The sequence below is a fragment of the Pseudomonas sp. 2835 genome (assembly GCF_050435905.1).
Classification (GTDB): domain Bacteria; phylum Pseudomonadota; class Gammaproteobacteria; order Pseudomonadales; family Pseudomonadaceae; genus Aquipseudomonas.
The window spans coordinates 135,879-160,461 of record NZ_JBNDLE010000009.1 but is presented as its reverse complement, the minus strand read 5'-3'; the positions used below and the strand labels follow the sequence as shown (position 1 = coordinate 160,461).

At 63.4% G+C, this 24,583-nt stretch carries 24 protein-coding genes; 16 read left to right on the top strand and 8 right to left on the bottom strand.

Features of this window, described 5'->3' with window-relative positions; all coding sequences use genetic code 11:
- Positions 1–105 precede the first annotated feature (105 nt).
- Positions 106–525 carry a polyribonucleotide nucleotidyltransferase gene (locus tag ABIE20_RS15595; protein ID WP_093379221.1) on the top strand — a complete coding sequence of 140 codons (420 nt, stop codon included), beginning with the start codon at positions 106–108 and terminating at the stop codon, positions 523–525.
- Positions 526–550: 25 nt separating this feature from the next.
- On the top strand, positions 551–1,423 hold the full coding sequence (locus ABIE20_RS15590) for a cation diffusion facilitator family transporter (RefSeq protein ID WP_429505784.1): 873 nt from the start codon (positions 551–553) through the stop codon (positions 1,421–1,423).
- Positions 1,424–1,490: 67 nt separating this feature from the next.
- Here the strand turns inward: ABIE20_RS15590 and ABIE20_RS15585 are convergent, their stop codons facing one another.
- Entirely contained in the window at positions 1,491–2,192 is a 702-nt protein-coding gene (locus ABIE20_RS15585; RefSeq protein WP_429505783.1) for a DUF6515 family protein, read from the bottom strand.
- 406 nt (positions 2,193–2,598) lie between these two features.
- Here ABIE20_RS15585 and ABIE20_RS15580 point away from each other — a divergent pair, with 406 nt between their 5' ends.
- Together ABIE20_RS15580 and ABIE20_RS15575 are read left to right on the top strand one after the other, a co-directional pair.
- The gene (locus ABIE20_RS15580; protein ID WP_010222927.1) at positions 2,599–3,075 is read left to right on the top strand and encodes an Lrp/AsnC family transcriptional regulator; all 477 of its coding nucleotides are present in this window, start codon (positions 2,599–2,601) and stop codon (positions 3,073–3,075) included.
- Between the two features lie 55 nt (positions 3,076–3,130).
- Positions 3,131–3,334 carry a DUF2788 domain-containing protein gene (locus ABIE20_RS15575; protein ID WP_010222926.1) on the top strand — a complete coding sequence of 68 codons (204 nt, stop codon included), beginning with the start codon at positions 3,131–3,133 and terminating at the stop codon, positions 3,332–3,334.
- On the opposite strand, the gene ABIE20_RS15570 is transcribed toward ABIE20_RS15575, so the two are convergent.
- The 4 genes from ABIE20_RS15570 to ABIE20_RS15555 form a co-directional block, all read right to left on the bottom strand.
- On the bottom strand, positions 3,331–3,960 hold the full coding sequence (locus tag ABIE20_RS15570; protein WP_429505782.1) for a pseudouridine synthase: 630 nt from the start codon (positions 3,958–3,960) through the stop codon (positions 3,331–3,333). The genes ABIE20_RS15575 and ABIE20_RS15570 overlap by 4 nt on opposite strands.
- Before the next feature lie 6 nt (positions 3,961–3,966).
- On the bottom strand, positions 3,967–5,472 hold the full coding sequence (gene amn / locus ABIE20_RS15565) for an AMP nucleosidase (RefSeq protein WP_429505781.1): 1,506 nt from the start codon (positions 5,470–5,472) through the stop codon (positions 3,967–3,969).
- A gap of 32 nt (positions 5,473–5,504) precedes the next feature.
- A complete protein-coding gene (locus tag ABIE20_RS15560; RefSeq protein ID WP_429505780.1) occupies positions 5,505–7,157 on the bottom strand; it encodes an acyl-CoA dehydrogenase family protein in 1,653 nt (550 codons plus the stop codon).
- 83 nt (positions 7,158–7,240) lie between these two features.
- Positions 7,241–9,232 (bottom strand): sensor histidine kinase, encoded by a 1,992-nt coding sequence (locus ABIE20_RS15555; RefSeq protein ID WP_429505779.1) that lies wholly within the window; start codon positions 9,230–9,232, stop codon positions 7,241–7,243.
- 263 nt (positions 9,233–9,495) lie between these two features.
- On the opposite strand from ABIE20_RS15555, the gene ABIE20_RS15550 reads away from it, so the two are divergent.
- The 4 genes from ABIE20_RS15550 (at position 9,496) to ABIE20_RS15535 (ending at position 12,956) form a co-directional block, all read left to right on the top strand.
- A complete protein-coding gene (locus ABIE20_RS15550) occupies positions 9,496–10,293 on the top strand; it encodes a hydroxymethylpyrimidine/phosphomethylpyrimidine kinase (protein ID WP_429505778.1) in 798 nt (265 codons plus the stop codon).
- 21 nt (positions 10,294–10,314) lie between these two features.
- On the top strand, positions 10,315–10,941 hold the full coding sequence (thiE, locus tag ABIE20_RS15545) for a thiamine phosphate synthase (RefSeq protein ID WP_429505777.1): 627 nt from the start codon (positions 10,315–10,317) through the stop codon (positions 10,939–10,941).
- A 15-nt stretch (positions 10,942–10,956) separates the two neighbouring features.
- Positions 10,957–12,237 (top strand): glutamate-1-semialdehyde 2,1-aminomutase, encoded by a 1,281-nt coding sequence (gene hemL, locus ABIE20_RS15540; protein WP_429505776.1) that lies wholly within the window; start codon positions 10,957–10,959, stop codon positions 12,235–12,237.
- A gap of 170 nt (positions 12,238–12,407) precedes the next feature.
- Positions 12,408–12,956, top strand: coding sequence for a tetratricopeptide repeat protein (locus tag ABIE20_RS15535; RefSeq protein WP_429505775.1), 549 nt, complete (start codon positions 12,408–12,410; stop codon positions 12,954–12,956).
- Positions 12,957–12,966: 10 nt separating this feature from the next.
- On the opposite strand, the gene ABIE20_RS15530 is transcribed toward ABIE20_RS15535, so the two are convergent.
- A complete protein-coding gene (locus ABIE20_RS15530) occupies positions 12,967–13,293 on the bottom strand; it encodes a DUF1820 family protein (RefSeq protein WP_038998603.1) in 327 nt (108 codons plus the stop codon).
- A gap of 130 nt (positions 13,294–13,423) precedes the next feature.
- On the opposite strand from ABIE20_RS15530, the gene miaB reads away from it, so the two are divergent.
- The 5 genes from miaB (at position 13,424) to lnt (ending at position 18,738) form a co-directional block, all read left to right on the top strand.
- Positions 13,424–14,752 carry a tRNA (N6-isopentenyl adenosine(37)-C2)-methylthiotransferase MiaB gene (gene miaB / locus ABIE20_RS15525; protein WP_429505774.1) on the top strand — a complete coding sequence of 443 codons (1,329 nt, stop codon included), beginning with the start codon at positions 13,424–13,426 and terminating at the stop codon, positions 14,750–14,752.
- A gap of 123 nt (positions 14,753–14,875) precedes the next feature.
- Positions 14,876–15,877, top strand: coding sequence for a PhoH family protein (locus ABIE20_RS15520; protein ID WP_429505773.1), 1,002 nt, complete (start codon positions 14,876–14,878; stop codon positions 15,875–15,877).
- Positions 15,870–16,367 carry an rRNA maturation RNase YbeY gene (ybeY, locus tag ABIE20_RS15515; protein ID WP_429505772.1) on the top strand — a complete coding sequence of 166 codons (498 nt, stop codon included), beginning with the start codon at positions 15,870–15,872 and terminating at the stop codon, positions 16,365–16,367. The genes ABIE20_RS15520 and ybeY overlap by 8 nt, the downstream gene beginning before the upstream one ends.
- A 5-nt stretch (positions 16,368–16,372) precedes the next feature.
- Entirely contained in the window at positions 16,373–17,212 is an 840-nt protein-coding gene (locus tag ABIE20_RS15510) for an HlyC/CorC family transporter (protein ID WP_010222913.1), read from the top strand.
- An 8-nt stretch (positions 17,213–17,220) separates the two neighbouring features.
- Positions 17,221–18,738, top strand: a complete 1,518-nt coding sequence (lnt, locus tag ABIE20_RS15505) for an apolipoprotein N-acyltransferase (protein WP_429505771.1) — start codon at positions 17,221–17,223, stop codon at positions 18,736–18,738.
- Here lnt and ABIE20_RS15500 read toward each other — a convergent pair.
- Both ABIE20_RS15500 and ABIE20_RS15495 read right to left on the bottom strand, forming a co-directional pair.
- Positions 18,735–19,496 carry a YdcF family protein gene (locus ABIE20_RS15500; protein ID WP_429505770.1) on the bottom strand — a complete coding sequence of 254 codons (762 nt, stop codon included), beginning with the start codon at positions 19,494–19,496 and terminating at the stop codon, positions 18,735–18,737. The two genes, lnt and ABIE20_RS15500, sit on opposite strands and share 4 nt — an antisense overlap.
- A gap of 124 nt (positions 19,497–19,620) precedes the next feature.
- Positions 19,621–19,935: a hypothetical protein gene (locus ABIE20_RS15495; RefSeq protein ID WP_429505769.1), complete on the bottom strand. Its 315-nt coding sequence runs from the start codon at positions 19,933–19,935 to the stop codon at positions 19,621–19,623.
- 239 nt (positions 19,936–20,174) lie between these two features.
- Here ABIE20_RS15495 and leuS point away from each other — a divergent pair, with 239 nt between their 5' ends.
- The 3 genes from leuS (at position 20,175) to holA (ending at position 24,526) form a co-directional block, all read left to right on the top strand.
- Positions 20,175–22,781, top strand: coding sequence for a leucine--tRNA ligase (gene leuS / locus ABIE20_RS15490; RefSeq protein ID WP_429505768.1), 2,607 nt, complete (start codon positions 20,175–20,177; stop codon positions 22,779–22,781).
- Positions 22,782–22,846: 65 nt separating this feature from the next.
- Positions 22,847–23,452: an LPS assembly lipoprotein LptE gene (gene lptE, locus ABIE20_RS15485; RefSeq protein ID WP_429505767.1), complete on the top strand. Its 606-nt coding sequence runs from the start codon at positions 22,847–22,849 to the stop codon at positions 23,450–23,452.
- A 36-nt stretch (positions 23,453–23,488) separates the two neighbouring features.
- Positions 23,489–24,526: a DNA polymerase III subunit delta gene (gene holA / locus ABIE20_RS15480; protein ID WP_429505766.1), complete on the top strand. Its 1,038-nt coding sequence runs from the start codon at positions 23,489–23,491 to the stop codon at positions 24,524–24,526.
- Positions 24,527–24,583 lie beyond the last annotated feature (57 nt).

Genomic DNA, 24,583 nt, shown 5'->3' with positions numbered 1-24,583 from the left:
CAATCCGCCGAGTATAACGGCGAACCGAGCCCGCCTTATCATGGTCTTAGCTGTAGATGCAGGCTCTTTGCCTGTATCTTTGTCGCCTTCATTCCGGAGATTTCCATGCGTATTCCCTCCCGTGTCATTGGCGGCGTCGTAATCGCCACCCTGTTGAGCCAACTGACCGCCTGCGGCACCTTGTTCTTCCCCGACCGACGCGGCCAGATCGAAGGCAAGATCGACCCGGTGGTCGCCGCCCTCGACGCCATCGGCATCCTTTTCTATGTGATCCCGGGCCTGATCGCCTTCGGCATCGACTTCGCCACAGGCGCCATCTACCTGCCCGGCGGTACCACTGCCCAGGTCGCACCTGAAAAACTCAATGAAGCCATCAGCGCAGACGGCAAGGTCGACAACAGCAAGCTGCAGGCTATTCTCGAAAGCGAACTGGGCCAGCGCCTGCCGCTCAACGACCCGCGCCTGATCCAGCACAAGGGCAGCGTCGAGCAACTGGCGATGTACGGCCTCAAGCCCGCTGCTTGATCTCTGACAGGAAGCCACTTTAGGCATGACTCCCTCGGCTGAACACCAACGCCTGCTGCGCCTGGCCACTCGCGCATCCTTGGCGGTGGCCAGTATCCTGATCCTGACCAAGGCAGTGGCCTGGTGGCTCAGCGGTTCGGTCAGCCTGCTGGCCGGGTTGACCGACTCGGCCCTTGATGGCGTGGCCTCGTTCCTCAACCTGCTGGCAGTGCACTACGCCCTGCGCCCGGCCGATGACGACCACCGCTATGGTCACGGCAAAGCCGAAGCCATGGCCGGCATGGCCCAGGCGCTGTTCATCGGCGTCAGTGCGGTACTGATCGGCGTGCAGGCGGTGGAGCGGCTGCAGAATCCGCAGCCTCTGGGAGACACCGGCGTCGGCATTGCCGTGATGCTGTTGTCGCTGGTGCTGACCATTGCCTTGCTGATGCTGCAAGGCAAGGTGATCCGTATCACCGGCTCGACCGCAGTACGCGCCGATTCACTGCATTACCGCTCCGACCTGCTGCTCAACGGCAGCATCCTGGTGGCGCTGGTGCTGGCGCGCTTTGGCTGGCCACAGCTGGACGCAATTTTTGGCCTGGGCATTGCCCTGTACATCCTCTGGAGTGCCCTGCAGATTGCCCGCGAGAGCAGCTCGATCCTGATGGACCAGGAGCTGCCGGGCGACATCAGCGAGCAGATGCTCGCGCTGGCTTGCAGTGTGCCGGGGGTGCGCGGCGCTCATGATTTGCGCACGCGAGTTTCGGGTAGCCACTGGTTCGTGCAGGTGCACCTGGAGTTGCCCGGGGACCTGCCGCTGACCCAGGCCCATGCCTTGTGTGACCAGGCAGCGGCGGCGATCAACAGCAAATACCCCAAGGCTGAAGTGCTGGTGCATGCTGATCCGGTGATGTGAGGCAGTTGGCAAGGCTGCGCCTTGCATCGCCGGTAAGGCCGGCCACACTGGAACTGCATGCCGCGGTTCAATTGACGCTATAACCCCGCCCACTCAAGCAAGCAGCCTGCGCCCGCCGATAGTTATCGGCCACCTGCGCCGACGGCGCGTAGCTGGCCGCAGCCGGGTCAAAACCGGTCTGTTGCACTGCCCAGCGATAACACTCATATCGGTCACGATTGTGCTGCAGATCCTGATCTTCAGCACTGGCCGCCGGCGGGTTGACCACCATGTACTCGCGGCTGGCTTCCAGGTACTGGTAATACGTCCCCGCCGCAACAAAGAACAGCGCACTGCCAATCCACACTTGCCGGGCATAATCCGGCAGGTAATTCACTCGCACGCCATAGGGCGGAGTCACCACCACATAGCGCGGGCCTTGCGGGCGATACCAGTAGCCGCCGGAATAGAAGTAGTCATGCCCACGATAGGGCACTTTCCAGTACTGATCGGGGAAGCGCTCGATGGTGTGCCCCGGACGGTACTGCGGCCCCGGCCCCCAGCCATTGCCGTGGCCATCCGCATGCCCGCCACCACCGGCATGGTAATAGCGGTTGTCGTTGCGCCGCGGAATATCCTGGTAATAGCCGGTGCGTGGCTCCTGGGTCTGGCGCACTTCATCGGGCCGCGACTGCAAGGGTGAAGCTCCCTGCCCCTCAGCCAGCAACGGCAGACTGACACTCATGCACAGCACACCCACACCCGCCATACGCCTGACACGCGCTTTCATACTTTCCTCTCGGACCGATAACAAGGGGCCTGGGATTACTCTATCAGGCCGTCTGCCACGGGTTATCGGCCGCCAGATGAAATTTAAGTAATAAAAAAGGGAGACCCTGGGGTCTCCCTTTGAGAATTTTGTCCGTGCTCGGCGCTTGTGACACCGGCTCACCTCACGCCGTCTTGTGGACAGTGTGTAGCCCGGGGGCCGAGCACAACCTGGTGGGGTTGCTGGCCGCAGCTGGCCTGATTCGGCCCGCCGCACTGGACTGATGTCCGGGCAGTGATTCTGGTGATAAGAATACGGCGAAGGCAGCGGCAGAGGATTGCGAAGATTGCTCATTTAAATATCACTTGCGCAATTTTTGCCTACAGATTGATAATTCAACGCAATCGAAACAGAAAAGGCCAATCCCATGAGCAAGCTCGACCGCTATGACCTGAGCATTCTTGCCGAATTGCAGCGCGATGCGCGCATCTCCAACCAGGAACTGGCCGAGCGCATCGGCCTGTCACCTTCGCCCTGCTCGCGTCGGGTCAAGCAACTGGAAGACGACGGTTATATTGCCCGCCAGGTCGCCCTGCTTGACCGCAAGAAGCTAGGCCTGAGCCTGACCGCCTATGTGCTGATCGGCATGGACCGGCACACCCCCGAGCGCTTCGAGACCTTCGAAGCGGCGATCCGCAGCCTGCCGCAAGTGCTCGAATGCAGCCTGGTGACCGGGATGGATGCTGACTACCAGCTGAAAGTCGTGGTACCCGACATGGACCATTACCAGCAGTTGCTGCTGGGTCATCTGACGCGCATCGAAGGCGTCACCAGCGTGCGCTCCAGCTTCGTTCTCAACCAGGTGCTGGCCAGCACCGAACTGCCACTCACGCACCTGCGTTAGTCAGGCTGGCATGCGGGGCGTATAATCACGCGCCTCAACCTGCCGGAGAGTATCGATGGATCCTGCGTTGTTCGAAGAATGGATGATGACCATCCTGGTCACCATCCTGATTGGTTTCATGGGTTTTATCGTCTGGGACCTGGCGAAAAAATCCAAGGCCGGCAAGTTCGGCACCTTCATCCTGTTTTTCGTGCTGGGCCTGGGCATCCTCGCCTTCATCATCAAAAGCGTGGTGATCGGCTTTATCGAAGGCGTTTAAAGCCTGGCCGGGACTTCTCGCCACTGGCCCTGATCGAGGCCATCCAGGCTCCAGTCGCCGATCCGCACGCGCACCAGGCGCAGGGTCGGCAAACCGACGGCAGCGGTCATGCGCCGTACCTGACGGTTGCGCCCTTCCTTGATGATCAGCTCCAGCCAGCTTGTCGGTACGCTTTTGCGAAAGCGTACTGGCGGGTTGCGTGGCCACAGTTCGGGCTCGTCGAGCTGACGGGCTTGGGCCGGCAGGGTCGGGCCGTCGTTAAGCTCGACGCCATCGCGCAAACGCTGCAACTGCTCCTCGCTCGGCTCACCCTCCACCTGAACCCAGTAGGTCTTCGCCAGCTTGTGCCTGGGGTCGGCTATCCGCGCCTGCAACTGGCCGTCGTTGGTCAACAGCAGCAAGCCCTCGCTGTCACGATCCAGGCGCCCGGCCGGGTAGATGCCGGGGATGGCGATGAAGTCCTTGAGGGTTGCGCGCCCTTCGCCGTCGCTGAACTGGGTCAGTACGTCAAAGGGCTTGTTGAAGAGGATCAACCGCGGCTCGGCCGGCGGCGCCTTGGCTTGGCGACGCGGGCCGGCGGGTTTGGCCGCGGGACGCCGCGGCTTGGAGCGTGGGGGTAGCGACATGGGGCCTCAGCGGAACGGCGGCTCGTCAAAACTGCGCAGTTTACGCGAGTGCAGCGAGTTGAGCTCGGTACGCAGCAGGTCGAGGGCGGCGATGCCGATCTTCAGGTGCTGGCTGACCGCCCGGTTGTAGAAGGCGTTGGCCGCCCCCGGCAGTTTGATCTCGCTGTGCAGTGGCTTGTCGGAAACGCACAGCAATGTGCCGTACGGTACCCGCAGGCGATAGCCCTGGGCGGCGATGGTGCCGCTTTCCATGTCTACTGCCACGGCCCGCGACAGGTTGATCAACGGCCGTTCCTGAGCCCAGCGCAGCTCCCAGTTGCGATCGTCATACGTCAGTACGGTACCGGTGCGCAGGCGCTTTTTCAGCTCGTCGCCACGCTCGCCGGTCACCTGCGCCGCCGCTTCCTGCAGGGCCAGTTGCACTTCGGCCAGGGCCGGAATCGGAATGTTCGGCGGCACTACCCGGTCGAGAATCCCGTCGCGGCGCATGTAGGCGTGGGCCAGCACGTAGTCGCCGATAGTCTGCGATTGGCGCAGGCCGCCGCAGTGGCCGATCATCAGCCAGCAATGCGGACGCAGTACCGCCAGGTGGTCGGTAATGTTCTTGGCGTTGGAGGGGCCGACGCCAATATTGACCAAGGTGATGCCATCACCATCGGCGGCAATCAGGTGGTAGGCCGGCATCTGGTAACGGTGCCAGACCACCCCGGCGACCAGGGCCTGGGCTTCGCCGTTGTCCATGGCCTTCTCAATGATCACATTACCGGGCAGGACCATACGCACGAAACGCGGGTCGTCACGCAGCTGTTCAAGGCCATGGCTGATGAACTGGTCGACATAACGATGGTAGTTGGTCAGCAAAATCCACGGCTGCACATGGCGCCAGTCGCTTCCGGTGTAGTGCACCAGGCGGCGCAGGGAGAAATCCACCCGCGCGGCGTCGAACAGCGCCAGCGGCAGCGGGTCAACGTTGGCCCAGTCGTACAGGCCGTCAGCGATGCCGTCTGTGGCGGCGGAAAGATCGGTACTGGGGAAAACCCGCGCCAGCGCGGCGGCAGTAATGCCAGTGCCGGCCAGCTCGTCGCCCTGCTCGACCACATAAGGGTAAGGAATGTTCTGCTGGCTGACGCCCACTTCAACCGTGACGGTAAAGTCGCGCATCAGTGGCTTCAATTGCTCCAGCAGATAGCCCCGGAACGACGCCGGCTGGGTCACGGTCACGCTGTAGGTGCCCGGCAGCTGCACCTTGGCGTAGGCGCGAGTGATTGCCGGCACTTCGCCATGGTACTGGTAGGTCAGGCGCAGCTCGGGGTAGCGAAACAGCGCGCGCTCCTCGGCGTCCGGCTCGGTGCGGTCCTTGAGGTAGCGCTTGAGCGCCTGGCTCAGGGCCGCAGTGGCTTGTTCGTGCAGGGCGGCGAGGCGATCGACGGCCTGCTCGGCGGTTTCTACGACAACGAAGGCTTCATCAGTACGGCTCACAATGTACTTCCTGTCTGACATGCATGCGCCCATCTTGCCTATATCCGGCGGCAAAGGCACGCACGTTAGAGCGGCCAGTTCGGGGTCGAGCGCTGCACCAGCGCGGCAACGTCGACACCACGGGGCAGCACGCCGTATACCCGGCCGCTGCCACCCAGGCGGCTGGCGATAAAGGCGTCGCTGACCGCTGTATTACCGGCTTCGAGCAGCAGCTTGGCCTGCAGGCCCACGGCGATGTCTTCGGTGAGCTGGCGGGCGCGGTACTGGATGTCGCTGGTGTCGGCGAATGCCGCCTTGAGGTTGCCGATATGCGCGGCCAGGCGCGGGTCGCCGTGGCCATCACCGAGTTCGGCGAACAGCGTGTCGAGCACACCCGGCTCCTTGGACAGTGCGCGCAACACGTCCAGGCACTGGACGTTACCCGAGCCTTCCCAGGTCGAGTTGACCGGCGCTTCGCGGTACAGACGCGGCAGGATGCTGTCTTCGACATAGCCGGCGCCGCCCATGCATTCGGCCGCTTCGTTGATCATTGCCGGTGCCCGCTTGCAGATCCAGTACTTGCCCACGGCAGTGATCAACCGGGCAAAGCGCGCCTGGTGCGGATCATCCGGCTGGTCGAGGGCGCTGCCCATGCGCAGGCTCAAGGCCAGCGCCGCTTCGCTTTCCAGGGCCAGATCGGCAAGCACGTTCTGCATTAAAGGCTGCTCGGCCAGCAGCCGGCCACCGACCTGGCGATGGGCGCAGTGATGGGCCGCCTGGGTCAGGGCCTGACGCATCAGGGCGCTGGAGCCGACCATGCAGTCGAAGCGGGTCATGGCCACCATTTCGATGATGGTCGGCACACCGCGGCCTTCTTCGCCGATCATCCAGGCCAGGGCACCACGGAACTCGACCTCGCTGGAGGCGTTGGAGCAGTTGCCGAGCTTGTTCTTCAGGCGCTGGATATAGAATTGGTTGCGGCTGTCATCCGGGCGGTGGCGCGGCAGCAGGAAGCAGCTCAAGCCCTTGTCGGTCTGCGCCAGGGTCAGGAAGGCATCGCACATCGGCGCCGAACAGAACCATTTATGCCCGACCAGCTCATAGGCCTGGCCCGGGCCGGGCGCACACACCGGATAGGCACGGGTGGTGTTGGCGCGTACATCGGTGCCGCCCTGCTTCTCGGTCATGGCCATGCCCAGGGTCACGCCGACCTTGTGGCGGTCGCCAACGTTGCGCGGGTCGTATTCGGTGGCCAGCACTTTCGGCAGCCAGTACCCGGCCAGCTCCGGCTGCAGCTTGAGCGCCGGCACGGCGGCGAAGGTCATGGTCAACGGGCAGCCACTGCCAGCTTCGGCCTGGCTGTGCAGGTAGGTCATCGAGGCGCGGGCGACATGCGCGCCTTCACGCGGGTCGGTCCACGGCAAGGACGGCAGGCCATGCTCGATGGCCGTGCGCATCAGCTCATGATAGGCCGGATGAAACTCCACCAGATCGATGCGATGGCCATAACGGTCATGGCTGCTGAACTGCGGCTTGTTCTGGTTGGCCAGAAAGCCTGCGGCCATCAGCGGCCCGCCGGCCAGGGCGCCGTACGCGTCGATGCGCTCCTGCGCCCAACCCGCCCCGTAGCGCCGCGACCATTCCTGCAGTGGCAGGTCGATGCGGTACAGGTTGGCCCCGTCCAGGGACGGCGGCTGGTTGGTGACCTCATGGGTTTCAGCGTACTGGTGCAGGTTCATCGAGGGGCCTCCTGGATCCTGGCGTGACTGAATTTTCAGTGAATCACGCCCTGCCCCCCTGTCAAAGTGACAAAAACGCCTAACTAGCCGTGGTTTAACCCTGGCCGGGCCACGCCCAACTGCGCCTGGGGAGGGCTCAAGGGCACGCTCAGGCTCAACTCGAAGCGGCTACCCAGCCCCGGGTTTGACTCATGCTGCAGGCGGGCGCCAATCAGCTCGGCCAGTTGCCGGCAGATCGCCAGGCCGATGCCCAGGCCGCCGTATCCACGGGTCATCGACCCATCGACCTGGAAGAAGCGCTGATACGGCGTGGTCTCATCGAGGCAGTCGAAACCGATGCCGCTGTCGCTGACACTGATGCTCAGCCCCAGCAAGTCCGGCCCCAGGCGCGAACCGCGGGCCTGCAACATGACCCCACCCTGGTGAGTGAACTTGATTCCATTGTCCATCAGGTAGCCCAAGCACATGGCCAGCTTGTGCCGATCACCGATCAGCACATCGGGCAGCTCCGCCGGGGTATCCAGGCTCAGGTACAGGCCCTTGGCCATAGCCGGCGCGGCGTATTCGGCACGCACTTCCTGGAGCAGCGAACGCAGGCTGAACGGCGCATTCTGGGCGCTCAAGCGCCCAGCCTGCAGCTCGGTGAGGATGAGGATGTCATCGACCATGCCCATCATGTCCTGGGCCGCGGAGCTTGCGGTGTGCTGGTACTGGGCCAGCTCGCCGTCCAGCGGCATGGTCTGCATCAGTTCCAGCGAGCCGATCACACCGTTCATCGGCGTGCGCAACTCATGGGTGACAGTGGCCAGGAACTGGTCCTTTAGGCGGTTGCTGTTGGCCAGCTCGATGTTGAGCTGTTCCAGGGTGCGGCCAGTTTCGCGCAGGGTTCGGGCCTGCTCGTCGCGCATGCTGTTGATGCGGTCGGCCAGCGCCAGGGACAACAGGCCGACCTCCAGCGCCGAACCGATCTGGCTGGCGTACATGGTCAGGAACACGTTCGGCAGGTAACCCAGCACCATCAAGGTGTTGACCAGGCCACCGAGCAAAAACGCCGACCAGGCGATGATGAAGTAGCGGGCCACGCGCAAACCGCGGCGCCAGGCGAAAATCCCGGCGGCGAAGATGCACACGGTAAACAGCAGGGCCAGGGCGGTGGCCAGACGCAGGGCAACGCCGTAGCTGCTGGTCAGCGACAACAGCATGACCAGCGCGCCGCAGCCCATCAGCAGCTTGAGCAGCGCATCGAAGGCACGGCTGTGATTGCTCAGTTGCAGGAAGCTGCGGGCAAACTGGCAACCGAACAAACCTGCCGCGCCGATGAACATCGGCGTGGCGGCGTTCGCCCACCAGGGGCTGTCCGGCCAGAAATAGGCCACGCCGGCGCCGTTGACCGACACCTGGTACAGGCCGAACGAGGCGATATAGAGGATGTAGTACAGGTAACTGGTGTCGCGCACGCTCAGATAGATGAACAGGTTGTACACCAGCATTCCCAGCAACACGCCGTAGATCAGGCCGAGCACATACAGGCGGGTGGGCTGCGCTTCCAGGTAGGCCTGGGCCGACCACAGGGTCAGCGGCGCTTGCACTGAACCTTCGCTGTGCAGGCGCAAATAAGCAGTGGTGGTCTGGCCGGGGGTAAAGGGCAGTTCAAACAGGTAGTTGTTCTGTTTGATCTGCCGGCTGGCATAAGGCAGGGCGTCGCCGGTGCGCTGGGCCAGGTGGAAGGTGCCGCTGGCGTCGGGCAGGTAGAGCTCAAGGTGATCGAGTGGCGGGTAAGCCAGCTCAAGCAACCAGGCGCGGGGCGCGGCCGAGGGCAAGGCAGTGTAGCGCAGCTGGATTTTCAGCCAGAACACCGAGGTGGAATAGCCGGCGTTGAGGACTTCGGCGCGGTGCGGGCGAAAATGCTCGCTGAACGACGGCGCACTGACCTGCGCAATGCTGGCATTGCCATCGCGGTCTTCGAACACCTGCATCACCTGCCCCAAGGGCAAGCTGCGGGTGGAGTCGTCGAAATCGACCGCCGTGGCCAGTAACGGCAACCAGCCCAGCACAACAATCAGCAAATAGCGCATACAGCCCCAGCATGGTCTGTCCCGGTCGCGTCGCGTAGCCTCCTGTCCGTTTGAGGCGACGCAATCCGGCAGTAACCGTTATCGGTTTATTCGAGCACTCTAGCATAGCTTTCCGAGCCTGCCAGACGCTACTGAAAACTTTGCGCCAAAGGCTCTAGAACGGCACTTTCAGCGATTTTTAAGCTGCAGTTCAAACGCCCGTTGAAAAATCCCCGGCGCCCGGGCGGACCCAGCAAAAGCGTTTGGTGATAAGCTCGCGCACCATGAATACCTACAGCTCCCGCCCCGTTGTCCTCTGTCTCTCCGGCCACGACCCCAGTGGCGGTGCCGGCTTGCAGGCAGATATCGAAGCCCTGATTGCGCAAGGCTGTCATGCCGCTCCGGCCGTGACCGCCCTGACCGTTCAGGATACCGTCAATGTCAGCGACTTTCGCGTCCTCGACCGCGAGTGGGTACTGGCCCAGGCCAATGCCGTGCTCGCCGATTCGACCGTAGCGGCGGTCAAGCTGGGCATGCTCGGCTCGACCGAAATGGTCGACACCGTGGTCGAACTGCTCAGTGCCCACCCGCATCTGCCGCTGGTCTGCGACCCGGTCCTGCGTGCGGGCGGCGGTGGCCGCCTGGGTAAGGATGAAGTCGGCTACGCCATGCGCGAACGCCTGCTGCCTCTGGCAACCATCGCTACCCCTAACCTTCCCGAAGCGCGCATCCTGGCCGAACTGCCCGAAGGCAGTGCCGATGAATGCGCAGAAAAGCTCCTGCCTTTTGTCAGACACCTGCTGATCACCGGCGGTCACGGTGACGAACACGAAATCCATAACCGCCTGTACAGCCGCGATGGCCAGCGCCACACCTGGACCTGCCAGCGCCTGCCCGGCAGCTACCATGGTTCCGGCTGCACCCTGGCCAGCGCCCTGGCCGGCCGCCTGGCCCTTGGCGAGCAACTGCAAAGCGCGGTGCGTTCGGCCCTGGACTACACCTGGCGGACCCTGCGCGACGCCGAGCAACTGGGCAAAGGCCAGTATGTTCCACGCCGTTTGCCCCTGGATTTCTGTTCCTGATCTTCGCTTGAGGTCTACACCATGAAGTTACGCGGCCTGTATGCCATCACTGACAGCCAGTTGCTGGCCGGCAAGCTCCTGCCCTATGTCGAAGCGGCCCTGGAAGGCGGTGTGACCTTGCTGCAGTACCGTGACAAGAGCCAGGACGAATCCCGCCGGCTGCGCGAAGCCGAAGCGCTGGCCGACCTGTGCTCGCGCTACAAGACCCAGCTGATCATCAATGATGACGCCGAACTGGCCGCGCGCCTGGGCGTCGGCGTGCACCTGGGGCAGACCGACGGGCCGCTGACCCCCGCGCGAGCACTGCTCGGGCGCAACGCCATCATCGGCTCCACCTGCCACGCGCAAATTGACCTGGCCGAGCAGGCCGCCCATGAAGGCGCCAGCTACGTCGCCTTCGGCCGCTTCTTCAACTCGGTAACCAAACCGGGGGCGCCCGCCGCCGACATTGCCCTGCTGGAGCAGGCGCGCAGTCGCATCCACCTGCCGATCTGCGTGATCGGCGGTATCACCCTCGACAACGCCGCCCCGCTGGTCGCCCACGGCGCCAGCCTGCTCGCGGTGATTCACGGCCTGTTCGGCGCCGAAAGCACGCAGGAAGTTACCCGCCGTGCCCGCGCCTTCAACGCCCTGTTCGCATCTGCCTGATTGAGAGAGCCCATCATGTCTCGTTCCGAAACCCTGTTTGCCAACGCCCAGAAACACATCCCCGGTGGCGTCAACTCGCCGGTGCGGGCGTTCAAGAGCGTTGGCGGCACGCCACTGTTCTTCAAACATGCCGCCGGTGCCTATGTCACTGACGAAGATGACAAGCGCTACGTCGACTACGTCGGCTCCTGGGGCCCGATGATCCTCGGCCACAGCCACCCGGACGTACTTGAGTCGGTACGCAAGCAGCTGGAACACGGTCTGTCTTATGGCGCGCCAACCGCCATGGAAACCGAAATGGCCGACCTGGTCTGCTCGATCGTGCCGTCGATGGAGATGGTCCGCATGGTCAGCTCCGGCACCGAGGCGACCATGAGCGCCATCCGCCTGGCCCGTGGCTACACCGGCCGCGACAGCATCATCAAGTTCGAAGGCTGCTACCACGGCCATTCCGACAGCCTGCTGGTAAAAGCCGGTTCCGGTCTGCTGACCCAGGGCGTGCCAAGCTCGGCCGGTGTGCCGGCAGCCTTTGCCAAACACACCCTGACCCTGCCGTTCAACGACATCGACGCGGTCGAGAAGATGCTCGCCGAAGTCGGCCAGGAGGTCGCCTGCATCATCGTCGAGCCGGTGGCCGGCAACATGAACTGCGTGCCACCGGCACCCGGTTTTCTCGAAGGCCTGCGCACGCTGTGCGACAAGCATGGCGTAGTGCTGATTTTCGACGAAGTGATGACCGGTTTCCGTGTCGCCCTCGGTGGCGCCCAGGCCCACTACGGCGTTACCCCGGACCTGTCGACTTTCGGCAAGATCGTCGGCGGCGGCATGCCGGTCGGCTGCTTCGGCGGCAAGCGCAAGATCATGGAACAGATTGCACCGCTGGGCCCGGTCTACCAGGCCGGCACCCTGTCGGGCAACCCGCTGGCCATGGCCGCCGGCTTGACCACCCTCAAGCTGATCAGCCGCCCGGGCTTTCATGACGAGCTGAGCGCCTTCACCAGCCGCCTGCTCGATGGCTTGCAACAGCGCGCCGATGCCGCAGGCATCCCGTTCGTCACCACCCAGGCTGGCGGCATGTTCGGCCTGTACTTCAGTGGCGCTGACGATATCGTTACTTTCGATGACGTCATGGCCAGCGATGCCGAGCGCTTCAAGCGCTTCTTCCACCTGATGCTCGAAGGCGGCGTGTACCTGGCGCCGAGCGCCTTCGAGGCCGGCTTTACCTCGATTGCCCACGGTGAAACCGAGCTGCAGATCACCCTGGATGCGGCTGAGAAGGCGTTTGCCAAGCTGTAATTCAGTGGACCATCGCGGGGCAGGCGTGCGCCTACAGAAGCACGCTTGCCCCGCGATGGGGCCTTGCAAAGCAGAAAATCGAGTAAAGACTTTGTAAGGTAGGCGCTGCTTATCCCATAATGTGCCACCAGACACTTTGGCCGCAGCTTTGCAGAGGTAAGTCGATCCCCATGAACCGCACCGGCCGCGCCCTCGCCCTGGGCTGCCTGTTGCTTCTTCAGCCCCTGCTGGCCACGGCAGGCGGTAACTCGTTGCTGATTCCGGCAACGGGCCGCTGCACCCTCGATTCCCAGCCCGAAGACCTGCCGCAAGCCCTCGCTGCCTGCCAGGACGCGGCCAAATCCGGGGATGCACAGGCCCAGTACGAGTTAGGTGAGTTCTACTACGAAGGCACCAACACCCCACGCGACCTCAACCAGGCCCTTGGCTACTTCGAGCAAGCCTCGCTGCAAGGCCACGCCGAGGCGCAATACCGCCTGGGCACCATGTTCTACAAGGGTGAAGGTGTGGCGGCCAACAATGTGCAGGCCTACATTGTGCTGAAGATGGCCGCGGTCAACGGCGCAGAAGATGCGCTGGACATGGCCGACGAGGTGTCTGCGAAGATGCCCCGTGACGAACTGGAGGTCGCCACCCAGGTGCTGGGGCAGATCTTCCGCAAGTACCTGCTGGAACTGCAGACCGTCGACGGTCGTACTCCGTTCGCACCGCTGCCTTGACCCCCCCCGCTTACTTTTCCGGCATTGGCATCGGGAACGGCATTACATTGCCAGTACCGCGCGCCTCGCTGATCTTGGGCGTGCCCAGGCGCTCGACCTCATCGATGCGCACGATCGAATGCATCGGCACGAAGCTGCGGGTCACACCTTCGAACTGAGCCTTGAGCTTTTCTTCACTCGGGTCGACCACCACCTGGGTGCGCTCGCCAAAGACAAACTCCTCGACTTCCAGAAAGCCCCACAGATCGCTCTGGTAGATCTGTTTGGCGTACATCTCGTACACCTGGCCCTGGTTGAGAAAGATCACTTTGTAGATCGGAGCTTCGCGTTTGGTCATTTTGGGCGGGGGCAATTAAGGGTGGTAAATAAGTCGCAAACTATAACATAGGCACCGGGCCGACAACGCTAGGATCCACGGCGCCTGGCCCCTATAATGTGCGGTTCTTCGAATCACCAGATGATCTCCCATGGCCAAGAAGCTTTACATCGAAACCCACGGTTGCCAGATGAACGAGTACGACAGCTCGCGAATGGTCGATCTACTGGGTGAACATCAAGCCCTTGAAGTCACGGCCCGCGCCGAAGACGCCGACGTCATCCTGCTCAACACCTGCTCGATCCGCGAGCGCGCCCAGGACCGGGTGTACTCCCAGCTGGGCCGCTGGCGTGAACTCAAGGACCTGAAACCAGACATGGTCATTGCCGTCGGCGGTTGCGTGGCCAGCCAGGAAGGCGAGTCGATCCGCAAGCGCGCGCCCTATGTCGACGTGGTCTTCGGCCCGCAAACCCTGCACCGCCTGCCGGAAATGATCGACGCCGCACGCACCACGCGCCTGCCCCAGGTTGATGTGTCGTTCCCGGAGATCGAAAAGTTCGACCACCTGCCCGAGCCGCGTATCGACGGCCCGACCGCCTATGTCTCGGTGATGGAAGGCTGCAGCAAGTACTGCACCTTCTGCGTGGTGCCCTACACCCGTGGCGAGGAAGTCAGCCGGCCGTTCGACGATGTGCTGGCCGAGGTCATCCACCTGGCCGAGAACGGCGTGCGTGAAGTCACCCTGCTCGGGCAGAACGTCAACGGCTACCGCGGCCAGACCCACGACGGGCGCCTGGCCGACCTTGCCGAGCTGATCCGCGTGGTCGCCGCCGTCGATGGCATCGAGCGCATCCGCTACACCACTTCGCACCCGCTGGAGTTTTCCGATAGCCTGATCCAGGCCCACGCCGAGGTACCGGAGCTGGTCAAGCACCTGCACCTGCCGGTGCAATCGGGTTCCGACCGGGTGCTGGCAGCGATGAAACGCAACCACACCATCCTCGAATACAAGTCCAAGCTGCGCAAACTCAAGGCTGCGGTGCCGGGCATCTGCATCAGCTCGGACTTCATCGTCGGTTTCCCTGGCGAAACCGAGAAAGATTTCGAGCAGACCATGAAGCTGGTGGCCGACGTCGGTTTCGACTTCTCCTATTCGTTCGTTTACAGCCAGCGCCCGGGCACCCCGGCCTCGGACCTGCCGGACGAAACCCCGGAAGAAGTGAAAAAAGAGCGCCTCAAGGCCCTGCAGCATCGCCTCGACACCCAGGGGTTCGAGATCAGCCGACAAATGGTCGGTACCACTCAGCGCATTCTCGTCACCGACTACTCGCGCCGCGACCCCGGCCAGTTGCAGGGGCGTACCGAGAATAACCGTATCGTCAACTTCCGCTGCGACAATCCGAAGCTGATCGGCCAGTTCGTCGACATCCACATCGACGACGCGCGCCCGCACTCGCTGTTCGGCTCGCTGGCCCACTGACCTGTCCTGCCGGGCCTTGTTACAGGCCCGGCGACCCTTGATCGTTTCAGCGCTTTCGCCCTGCAGCGGCTAGGGTTATCCTTGAGACCATATCCTTTGCCGTTGGGCGGCTGAAAAACGACCTTGAACGCACCTATCGAACCACATCGTTTCATCCTCGAGCCCTTCGAGGCCCATCGCTTCGCCAACCTGTGCGGGCAGTTCGACGAGCATCTGCGCCTGATAGAACAGCGCCTGGCCATCGAAATCCGCAACCGCGGCAATCAGTTCGAACTGATCGGCGAACCCAAACACACCTCCTCTGCCGAGCAACTGCTGCGCCGCCTCTATCGCGAGGCCAAGGCCACCGAACTGTCGCCGGAAATGGTCCACCTGTACCTGCAGGAATCGGCCGTCGAAGAGCTGGAGAACCCGGCCGTCAACGAAGTCAGTGTTTCCCTGCGCACGCGCAAGGGCATGATTCGTCCGCGCGGGCTGAACCAGCAGCGCTACGTGAAGGAAATCCTCGGTAACGACATCAACTTCGGCATCGGCCCGGCCGGTACCGGCAAGACCTACCTGGCCGTGGCCTGCGCGGTTGATGCCCTGGAGCGTGAACAGGTGCGGCGCATCCTGCTGGTGCGCCCGGCGGTTGAAGCGGGTGAAAAACTCGGCTTCCTGCCCGGCGACCTGGCGCAGAAGATCGACCCGTACCTGCGCCCGCTGTACGACGCACTGTACGAGATGCTCGGCTTTGAACACGTAGCCAAGCTGATCGAACGCCAGGTGATCGAAATCGCGCCGCTGGCCTACATGCGCGGCCGCACCCTGAACAACAGCTTCATCATCCTCGACGAAAGCCAGAACACCACGGTCGAGCAGATGAAGATGTTTCTCACCCGGATCGGTTTCGGCTCCACCGCGGTGATCACCGGGGACATCACCCAGGTCGACCTGCCGCGCGGCACCAAGTCGGGCCTGGCCCACGTCATCGAGGTGCTCAAGGGCGTGCCGGGCATCAGTTTCACGCACTTCCAGCCCAAGGACGTGGTCCGCCACCCGTTGGTGCAGCGCATTGTCGAAGCCTACGAGCGCTTCGACAGCCAGCAGCAGAACCCGGCCGAAGGCAAACAACGCGATGCTTGAGCTCGACCTGCAGCTGGCAAGCGATGCGAACCGCCCGACCGAAGCACAATTTCGCCAATGGTGCGAGCTGGCCCTGCGCCAGCGCACGGCCGATTCGGAACTGACCATTCGTCTGGTCGATGAAGCCGAAGGCCGCGAACTGAATCTCACCTGGCGGGGCAAGGACTACGCCACCAACGTACTGTCGTTCCCGGCCGACGTTCCGGATGAACTGCTCGACATTCCGCTGCTCGGCGACCTGGTGATCTGCATCGCCGTGGTCGAGCGCGAGGCTGTAGAACAGGGCAAGGCGCTCGAAGCCCATTGGGCGCACCTGGTCATCCACGGTTGCCTGCACCTGCTGGGCTACGACCACATCGACGACGATGAGGCCGAGGAAATGGAAGCACTGGAACGAACGTTGCTAGCGGAACTAGGTCATCCGGACCCGTACGCCGACGACGAACACGACGACAATTCAACACTGATATCTGCAAAGGATCACGAGTAACCGCCATGAGCGAAGATCGATCGAGCAACGGGCAAAAGTCCTGGCTGGGCAAACTGACCCAGGCTTTTGCCCACGAGCCGAAAAACCGTCAGGAGCTGCTTGAGCTGCTGCGCGAAGCCCATCAGAACAAGCTGCTCGACAGCGAGGCGCTGACCATTGTCGAAGGCGCCATCCAGGTCGCCGACCTGCAAGTACGCGACATCATGGTGCCGCGTTCGCAGATGATGAGCATCAAGGCGACCCAGTCGCCGCGTGAGTTCCTGCCGGCGGTGATCGACGCCGCCCACTCGCGCTACCCGGTGGTCGGCGAAAGCCACGACGACGTGCTCGGCGTACTGCTGGCCAAGGACCTGTTGCCGTTGATCCTCAAGGAGAACGGCGACAGTTTCAACATCAAGGACCTGCTGCGCCCGGCCACCTTCGTGCCCGAGTCCAAGCGCCTGAACGTGCTGCTGCGCGAGTTTCGCGCCAACCACAATCACATGGCCATCGTCATCGACGAATACGGCGGCGTGGCGGGCCTGGTGACCATCGAAGACGTGCTCGAGCAGATCGTCGGCGACATCGAAGACGAGCATGACGTCGAAGAAGACAGCTACATCAAGCCACTGCCCAGCGGCGACTTCCTGATCAAGGCCCTGACCCCGATCGAGAACTTCAACGAGTTCTTCGACAGCCAGTTCTCCGACGACGAGTTCGACACCGTTGGCGGCCTGGTCATGAGCGCCTTCGGCCACCTGCCCAAGCGTAACGAGACCACCGAGATCGGCCCGTACCGTTTCCGTATTCTCAACGCCGACAGCCGCCGGATTCACCTGCTGCGTCTGACCCCTATTACCCGTTAAGGACAACCATGCGCTGGATCACCCGCCCCGGCTGGCCCGGTAACCTGCTGGCCGTGGCGGCCGGTGCAATCACCACCCTGGCCCTGGCGCCGTTCGACATCTGGCCGTTGGCATTGCTCGCGGCCGGCCTGTTCTACCTCGGCCTGCGCGAGCTCAGCCCGCGCCAGGCCCTGGGCCGCGGCTGGTGCTTCGGCTTTGGCCTGTACGCTGCCGGCACCAGCTGGATCTACGTCAGCATCAACACCTATGGCGGCGCCACGCCGCTGCTGGCCACCGGGCTGTTGCTGGCGTTCTTTGCTGCCATTGCCTGGTTCTTCGCCCTGCCCGCCTGGCTCTGGGCGCGCTGGCTACGGCGCAACGAGGCGCCGCTGGCCGATGCACTGTGCTTCGCCGCCCTGTGGGTTGGCCAGGAAGCATTCCGCGGCTGGTTCCTTACCGGTTTCCCCTGGCTGTACTCCGGCTACAGCCAGCTCGACGGCCCGCTGTCGGGCCTGGCGCCGCTGGGCGGCATGTGGCTGATCTCGTTCTGCCTGGCCCTGTGCGCGGCGCTGCTGTGCAACCTGCCACGCCTGCGCGCGCGCAAGTCATTCCTGGCGGTAGCGGTGGTCTTGCTGCTGGCACCCTGGGCCATCGGCCTGGCACTGAAGAACCACGCCTGGACCAGCCCGGCGGGCAAGCCGCTGACCGTTGCCGCGCTGCAAGGCAACGTCGAGCAAGAAACGAAGTGGAACCCCGAACACGTCAACGCTCAACTGGCCCTGTACCGCGACATGAGCTTCAGCTCCAAGCCGGTCGACCTGCTGGTCTGGCCGGAAACCGCGGTGCCGATCCTCAAGGATCAGGCCCAGGGCTACCTGGACATGATGGGCAACTTCGCCGCCGAGCGTAATACCGCCTTGATCACCGGGGTGCCGGTGCGTGAAGTGGTGCACGAGCAACGCCGCTATTACAACGGCATCACCGTGACTGGCGAAGGCGACGGCACCTACCTCAAGCAGAAACTGGTGCCATTCGGCGAATACGTGCCGCTGCAGGACATGCTCCGTGGCCTGATCGCCTTCTTCGACCTGCCGATGTCGGACTTCGCCCGCGGCCCGGCCGACCAGCCACTGTTGCAGGCCAAGGGCTATCAGATCGCGCCGTACATCTGCTATGAGGTGGTCTATCCGGAGTTTGCCGCAAGCCTGGCGGCCCGCAGCGATATCCTCCTGACCATCAGCAACGACACCTGGTTCGGTACCTCGATCGGCCCCCTGCAGCACCTGCAGATGGCGCAGATGCGCGCGCTGGAGGCCGGACGCTGGATGATCCGCGCCACCAACAACGGCGTCACCGGCCTGATCGACCCGTTCGGGCGCATCACCGCCCAGATCCCGCAGTTCGAACGCGGCATCCTCTATGGCGAGGTGGTGCCGATGCAGCAACTTACCCCGTACCTGCAATGGCGCTCCTGGCCACTGGTGATTCTCTGCGCGCTGCTGCTGGGCTGGGCCCTGCTGGCCAGCCGGATCGCCAAGACCGTCTAGTAGAACAGCTTGTAGCCGAGCAGGCCGACTGCCTCATTGAGCAGTTGGCCGCTCTGCCACAGCGACTTGCCTTCCGGCAGCCAGCCACCGAATGGCCGGGCATGATCGCGGCCAAGAAAGCCCACCGGTGCCGGCACCACTTCAAAACCTGCCTGCTCGAAACTCCAGCGCGAGCGCTGCATGTGCCAGGCCTGGGTCACCACCACCACGCGCTTGATCCCCAGGGGCTGCAACAACTCGGCGCTCATCTGCGCGTTTTCCCAGGTGGTGCGGCTACGTTCTTCTTTCCAGCGTACGCTCACGCCCAGGTCACGTTGCAGGGAATCGGCCATCAACTGTGCTTCGCTGGGCGGGGTGCCGTAATGCAGGCCGCCGCTGGTCAACACCGGCAAACCCGAGGCCTTGGCCAACTGCGCGGCGTAACGCATGCGCTCCATGGCCACACCGGTGGGCTGGTCCTGCGAGTCCCAGGCAGGGTCGCCGCGCTCGCGCCCGGAACCGAGGATGACGATGGCATCGGCATGCTGCGCAAGCCCGGCCCACTGGCTGCTGGCCAGTGCCGGCTCGCTTTCCAGTTGCCGGGCGGCCTGCTCGACCACGATCGGCAGGCTCATCAGCCACAAGCCGCCCAGGCCCAGGACAAAGCACAGGGTCGACAAACGCGGCCAGGACTTACGCAGCCACCAGGCAACAATAAGCAAAAGAAACAGAATGCCAGGCGGCATGATCATTTGTTTGATGAGATAGCGAATCGGCATGGGACACCTCCTTGGAGGTGCGCAGCCTAAGAGGATCGGCACCTGGCAACAATAGTCAGGTGCCGATCCGGGAAGTTTTTACACCGGTGGCGCACTCCGCCTTGCGCCGTAAAAACCCGAACGGCTACTTGAATTGCAGCGTCCTGGACTTTGCTGTGGTAGCGGAGCGCTTGTCCTTGAGCCAGACAACCCTGGCTGCAGGCGGCGTCTCCGGTTGTGGCAATGCGCCGACGCGTCCATGCCCGCCCTCCGGAAGAGATTCCAGATAGGCCTTGATCACTTCGAATTCAGCGCGGCTCAGACCACGCAACTCCAATTCAGCAGGCACTTCATCGCGTAATCGAACGGAGGTTCTGGCGACCTCGAGGGCCAGGCCCAGACGATCGATCAGCCGTTCGTAAAGCTCCGGTTTGGTTGCTTGTTGCTGCGACTCTCCCATCCGTTCACCTCATTGAAGATAAATATATCTCCCCCACACATGAGCTTAGCGTTACTCGTAAAAGCAGCCGGACGCCGCGACCAACGGCCCGCCGCGCCGCAGGCGGTGCAATCAGGGTTTCCCTCGGTGGACAGGGGTCATGTATGCTAGGGCGTTCACCATACTTGACACCGGATTGCCGATGCAGCGGATTGATCGCTGCCTGGATAAGGTCTCCCATTTCTCAGCGCAAAGTAGCCATGCACGAACTCTATCAGCCCCGCGAAATCGAAGCCGCCGCCCAGTCTTACTGGGATGAGCGAAAGTCTTTTGAAGTCAGTGAACAGCCAGGCAAGGACACGTACTACTGCCTATCGATGTTCCCGTACCCAAGCGGCAAGCTACATATGGGCCACGTGCGCAACTACACCATCGGTGACGTGATCGCCCGTTACCAGCGCATGCTCGGCAAGAACGTCCTGCAGCCAATGGGCTGGGACGCCTTCGGCATGCCGGCGGAAAACGCCGCGATGAAGAACAACGTCGCTCCGGCCAAGTGGACCTACGAAAACATCGACTACATGAAGACCCAGCTCAAGAGCCTGGGCCTGGCGTTCGACTGGTCGCGTGAAGTTACCACCTGCAAGCCGGACTACTACCGCTGGGAACAGTGGCTGTTCACCCGCCTGTTCGAAAAAGGCGTGATCTACCGCAAGAACGGTACCGTGAACTGGGACCCGGCCGACCAGACCGTGCTGGCCAACGAGCAGGTCATCGACGGCCGCGGCTGGCGTTCGGGCGCGCTGATCGAGAAGCGCGAAATCCCGATGTACTACTTCAAGATCACCGACTACGCCGACGAGCTGCTGGAAAGCCTCGACGAGCTGCCGGGCTGGCCTGAGCAGGTCAAGACCATGCAGCGCAACTGGATCGGCAAGTCCCGTGGCATGGAAGTGCAGTTCCCCTACGACCAGGCCAGCATCGGCCACGCCGGGGTCCTGAAAGTCTTCACCACCCGTCCGGACACCCTGATGGGCGCCACCTACGTGGCCGTTGCCGCCGAGCACCCGCTGGCCACCCAGGCCGCCCAGGGCAACCCCGAGCTGCAAGCCTTCATCGATGAATGCAAGAGCGGCAGCGTCGCCGAAGCCGACATCGCCACCCAGGAGAAAAAAGGCCTGGCCACCTCGCTGTTCGTCGAGCACCCGCTGACCGGCGAGAAACTGCCGGTATGGGTCGCCAACTACGTGCTGATGCACTACGGCGATGGCGCGGTCATGGCTGTCCCGGCGCACGACGAGCGCGATTTCGAGTTCGCCCACAAGTACAACCTGCCGGTCAAGGCAGTGGTGCGCACCAGCGCTGGCGATGAAGTCGGCAACGAGTGGCTGGCCGCCTACGGCGAGCACGGCCAACTGATCAATTCCGGCGAATTCGACGGCCTGGACTTCGCCGGCGCATTCGACGCCATCGAAGTGGCGCTGATCAAGAAAGAGCTGGGCAAATCCCGCACCCAGTTCCGCCTGCGCGACTGGGGCATCAGCCGCCAGCGTTACTGGGGCTGCCCGATCCCGATCATCCACTGCCCGTCCTGTGGCGATGTGCCGGTACCGGAAGACCAACTGCCGGTCACCCTGCCAGAAGACGTCGTGCCCGATGGCGCCGGCTCGCCGCTGGCGCGCATGCCCGAGTTCTACGAGTGCATCTGCCCGAAATGCGGCACCGCGGCCAAGCGCGAAACCGACACCATGGACACCTTCGTCGAGTCGTCGTGGTACTTCGCCCGCTACGCCTCGCCTAACTACGAAGGCGGCATGGTCGACCCGAAAGCGGCCAACCACTGGCTGCCGGTCGACCAGTACATCGGCGGTATCGAACACGCGATCCTGCACCTGCTGTACGCGCGCTTCTTCCACAAGCTGATGCGCGACGAAGGCCTGGTCACCTCCAACGAGCCGTTCAAGAACCTGCTGACCCAGGGCATGGTCGTCGCCGAAACCTACTACCGCGTTGCCAGCAATGGCGGCAAGGACTGGTTCAACCCGGCCGACGTCGAAATCGAACGCGATGCCAAGGCCAAGATCATCGGCGCCACGCTGAAAACCGACGGCCTGCCGGTCGAGATCGGCGGCACCGAGAAGATGTCCAAGTCCAAGAACAACGGCGTTGACCCGCAGGCGATGATCGAAGCCTACGGCGCCGACACTTGCCGCCTGTTCATGATGTTCGCCTCGCCACCAGACATGAGCCTGGAATGGTCCGACTCCGGCGTCGAAGGTGCCAACCGCTTCCTGCGCCGCGTCTGGCGCCTGGCTCAGGCCCACGTGGCCCAGGGCCTGCCGGGCAAGCTGGATGTCGCCAGCCTCGATGACGGGCAAAAAGTGATCCGCCGCGCCATCCACACTGCCATCAAGCAGGCCAGCACCGATGTCGGCCAGCACCACAAGTTCAACACCGCCATTGCCCAGGTGATGACCGTGATGAACGTGCTGGAGAAAGCCCCGCAAGCCAGCGAACAGGACCGTGCGTTGCTGCACGAGGGCCTGGAAGCCGTGACCTTGCTGCTGGCGCCGATCACCCCGCACATCAGCCACGAGCTGTGGCAGCGCCTGGGTCATCAGGATGCGGTGATCGATGCCGCTTGGCCGGTACTGGACGAAAGCGCCCTGGTCCAGGACAGCATCGTCCTGGTCATCCAGGTCAACGGCAAGCTGCGTGGCCAGATCGAAATGCCGGCCGCGGCCAGCCGCGAAGAAGTCGAAGCCGCCGCGCGCAGCAACGAGAACGTGCTGCGCTTCACCGAAGGCCTGAGCATCCGCAAGGTCATCGTGGTACCGGGCAAGCTGGTCAACATCGTCGCCAACTGACAGGAAACGCCGGCCCGCCAGCGTGCGGGCCGGCGCACAGAATCGGCCCACAAGGGAGCTACAACATGATCAAACGCAATCTGCTGGTAATGGGCCTGGCCGTCATGCTCAGCGCCTGCGGTTTCCAGCTGCGCGGTACCGGCAACACGGAACTTGCGATCAAGGAACTGGACCTGAGCGCGCGCAACGCTTACGGCGATACCGTGGTGCAACTGCGCCAGGCGCTGCAGAGCAACGGCGTCAACGTCCACGCCGGCGCGCCTTACAAGCTGGTGCTGACCAACGAACAAGAGTCCCAGCGCGCAGCGACCTATGCAGGCTCCGGGCGCTCGGCCGAGTACGAGCTGACCACCGTGCTGAGCTACAGCATCGAGGGTCGCAACAACACCAACCTGCTCAACGACAAGCTCGAAGTGCGCAAGATCTACGTGCATGACGGCAACAACATCACCGGTTCCGACCAGGAAGCAACCCAGACCCGCAAGGAAATGCGTCGCGACCTGGTGCAGAACATGCTGGTACGCCTGCAACTGCTGACCCCAAGCCAGCTTGAAGGCCTGCAACAAAAGGCTGACGAACGTGCGCAAGCCGAAGCCGACGCCCTGGAAGCCGCCCGCCGTGCCCAGGACGAAACGCCTCAGCAGTCGCCGCTGCAACTGCCAGTCAACTGAGATTGAACGGGGCACTTCGGTGCCCCGTCTGCCATCATGAAACTCACTCCCGCCCAGCTCAACAAGCACCTGCAAGGCAGCCTCGCGCCGGTCTACGTGATCAGCGGCGATGACCCGCTGCTGTGCCAGGAAGCGGCCGACGCCGTGCGTGCCGCGGCTCGCCAGCAAGGTTTCGATGAACGCCAGGTATTCAGCGCCGACGCCAACTTCGACTGGGGCACCCTGCTCCAGGCCGGGGCCAGTCTGTCGCTGTTCGCCCAGCGCCGCCTGCTCGAGCTGCGCCTGCCCTCCGGCAAGCCAGGCGACAAGGGCGCCGCAGCGTTGATCGAGTACTGCGCCAGGCCTGCCGAAGACACCCTGCTGTTGATCAGCCTGCCCAAGCTCGATGGCAGTGCGCAGAAGACCAAGTGGGGCAAGGCGCTCATCGACGGCCAGCACGTCCAGTTCATTCAGATCTGGCCGGTCGACAGCCACCAACTGCCGCAATGGATCAGCCAGCGCCTGTCCCAGGCCGGGCTGAGTGCCCAGCGCGACGCGGTCGACCTGATCGCTGCACGAGTCGAAGGCAACCTGCTGGCAGCGGCCCAGGAGATCGAGAAGCTCAAGCTGCTGGCGGAGGGCAATCAGATCACAGTCGAAACGGTCCAGGCGGCCGTGGCCGACAGCGCCCGTTTCGATGTGTTCGGCCTGGTCGATGCGATCCTCAATGGCGAGGCGGCCCACGCCTTGCGCATGCTTGAGGGCTTGCGCGGCGAAGGGGTGGAGCCACCGGTGATTCTCTGGGCCCTGGCCCGGGAACTGCGCCTGCTGGCCGGGCTTGCCCAGCAGTTCAGCCAGGGTGTGCCGCTGGACAAGGCCTTCAGCCAGGCCCGGCCGCCGGTCTGGGACAAACGCAAACCCTTGATGAGCAAGGCCCTGCAACGCCACTCGGCGCAGCGCTGGAGCCAGCTGCTGCAGGATGCCCAGCGCATCGATGCACAGATCAAGGGCCAGGCCCAGGGTTCGGCGTGGACCAGCCTGGCGCGCTTGTCGTTGCTGATGGCCGGGCAGCGCCTGGCTTTGCCGGCGGAGTGAAATGTATCGCGGGGCAAGCCCGCTCCTACCGATTTGTGTGGGAGCGGGCTTGCCCCG

Excerpts from the sequence above, each read along its gene's own strand:
- ABIE20_RS15595 (WP_093379221.1), top strand. The coding sequence starts at position 106 with ATGCGTATTCCCTCCCGTGTCATTGGCGGCGTCGTAATCGCCACCCTG.
- ABIE20_RS15590 (WP_429505784.1), top strand. The coding sequence starts at position 551 with ATGACTCCCTCGGCTGAACACCAACGCCTGCTGCGCCTGGCCACTCGC.
- ABIE20_RS15585 (WP_429505783.1), bottom strand. The coding sequence starts at position 2,192 with ATGAAAGCGCGTGTCAGGCGTATGGCGGGTGTGGGTGTGCTGTGCATG.
- ABIE20_RS15580 (WP_010222927.1), top strand. The coding sequence starts at position 2,599 with ATGAGCAAGCTCGACCGCTATGACCTGAGCATTCTTGCCGAATTGCAG.
- ABIE20_RS15575 (WP_010222926.1), top strand. The coding sequence starts at position 3,131 with ATGGATCCTGCGTTGTTCGAAGAATGGATGATGACCATCCTGGTCACC.
- ABIE20_RS15570 (WP_429505782.1), bottom strand. The coding sequence starts at position 3,960 with ATGTCGCTACCCCCACGCTCCAAGCCGCGGCGTCCCGCGGCCAAACCC.
- amn (WP_429505781.1), bottom strand. The coding sequence starts at position 5,472 with ATGGGCGCATGCATGTCAGACAGGAAGTACATTGTGAGCCGTACTGAT.
- ABIE20_RS15560 (WP_429505780.1), bottom strand. The coding sequence starts at position 7,157 with ATGAACCTGCACCAGTACGCTGAAACCCATGAGGTCACCAACCAGCCG.
- ABIE20_RS15555 (WP_429505779.1), bottom strand. The coding sequence starts at position 9,232 with ATGCGCTATTTGCTGATTGTTGTGCTGGGCTGGTTGCCGTTACTGGCC.
- ABIE20_RS15550 (WP_429505778.1), top strand. The coding sequence starts at position 9,496 with ATGAATACCTACAGCTCCCGCCCCGTTGTCCTCTGTCTCTCCGGCCAC.
- thiE (WP_429505777.1), top strand. The coding sequence starts at position 10,315 with ATGAAGTTACGCGGCCTGTATGCCATCACTGACAGCCAGTTGCTGGCC.
- hemL (WP_429505776.1), top strand. The coding sequence starts at position 10,957 with ATGTCTCGTTCCGAAACCCTGTTTGCCAACGCCCAGAAACACATCCCC.
- ABIE20_RS15535 (WP_429505775.1), top strand. The coding sequence starts at position 12,408 with ATGAACCGCACCGGCCGCGCCCTCGCCCTGGGCTGCCTGTTGCTTCTT.
- ABIE20_RS15530 (WP_038998603.1), bottom strand. The coding sequence starts at position 13,293 with ATGACCAAACGCGAAGCTCCGATCTACAAAGTGATCTTTCTCAACCAG.
- miaB (WP_429505774.1), top strand. The coding sequence starts at position 13,424 with ATGGCCAAGAAGCTTTACATCGAAACCCACGGTTGCCAGATGAACGAG.
- ybeY (WP_429505772.1), top strand. The coding sequence starts at position 15,870 with ATGCTTGAGCTCGACCTGCAGCTGGCAAGCGATGCGAACCGCCCGACC.
- ABIE20_RS15510 (WP_010222913.1), top strand. The coding sequence starts at position 16,373 with ATGAGCGAAGATCGATCGAGCAACGGGCAAAAGTCCTGGCTGGGCAAA.
- lnt (WP_429505771.1), top strand. The coding sequence starts at position 17,221 with ATGCGCTGGATCACCCGCCCCGGCTGGCCCGGTAACCTGCTGGCCGTG.
- ABIE20_RS15500 (WP_429505770.1), bottom strand. The coding sequence starts at position 19,496 with ATGCCGATTCGCTATCTCATCAAACAAATGATCATGCCGCCTGGCATT.
- ABIE20_RS15495 (WP_429505769.1), bottom strand. The coding sequence starts at position 19,935 with ATGGGAGAGTCGCAGCAACAAGCAACCAAACCGGAGCTTTACGAACGG.
- leuS (WP_429505768.1), top strand. The coding sequence starts at position 20,175 with ATGCACGAACTCTATCAGCCCCGCGAAATCGAAGCCGCCGCCCAGTCT.
- lptE (WP_429505767.1), top strand. The coding sequence starts at position 22,847 with ATGATCAAACGCAATCTGCTGGTAATGGGCCTGGCCGTCATGCTCAGC.
- holA (WP_429505766.1), top strand. The coding sequence starts at position 23,489 with ATGAAACTCACTCCCGCCCAGCTCAACAAGCACCTGCAAGGCAGCCTC.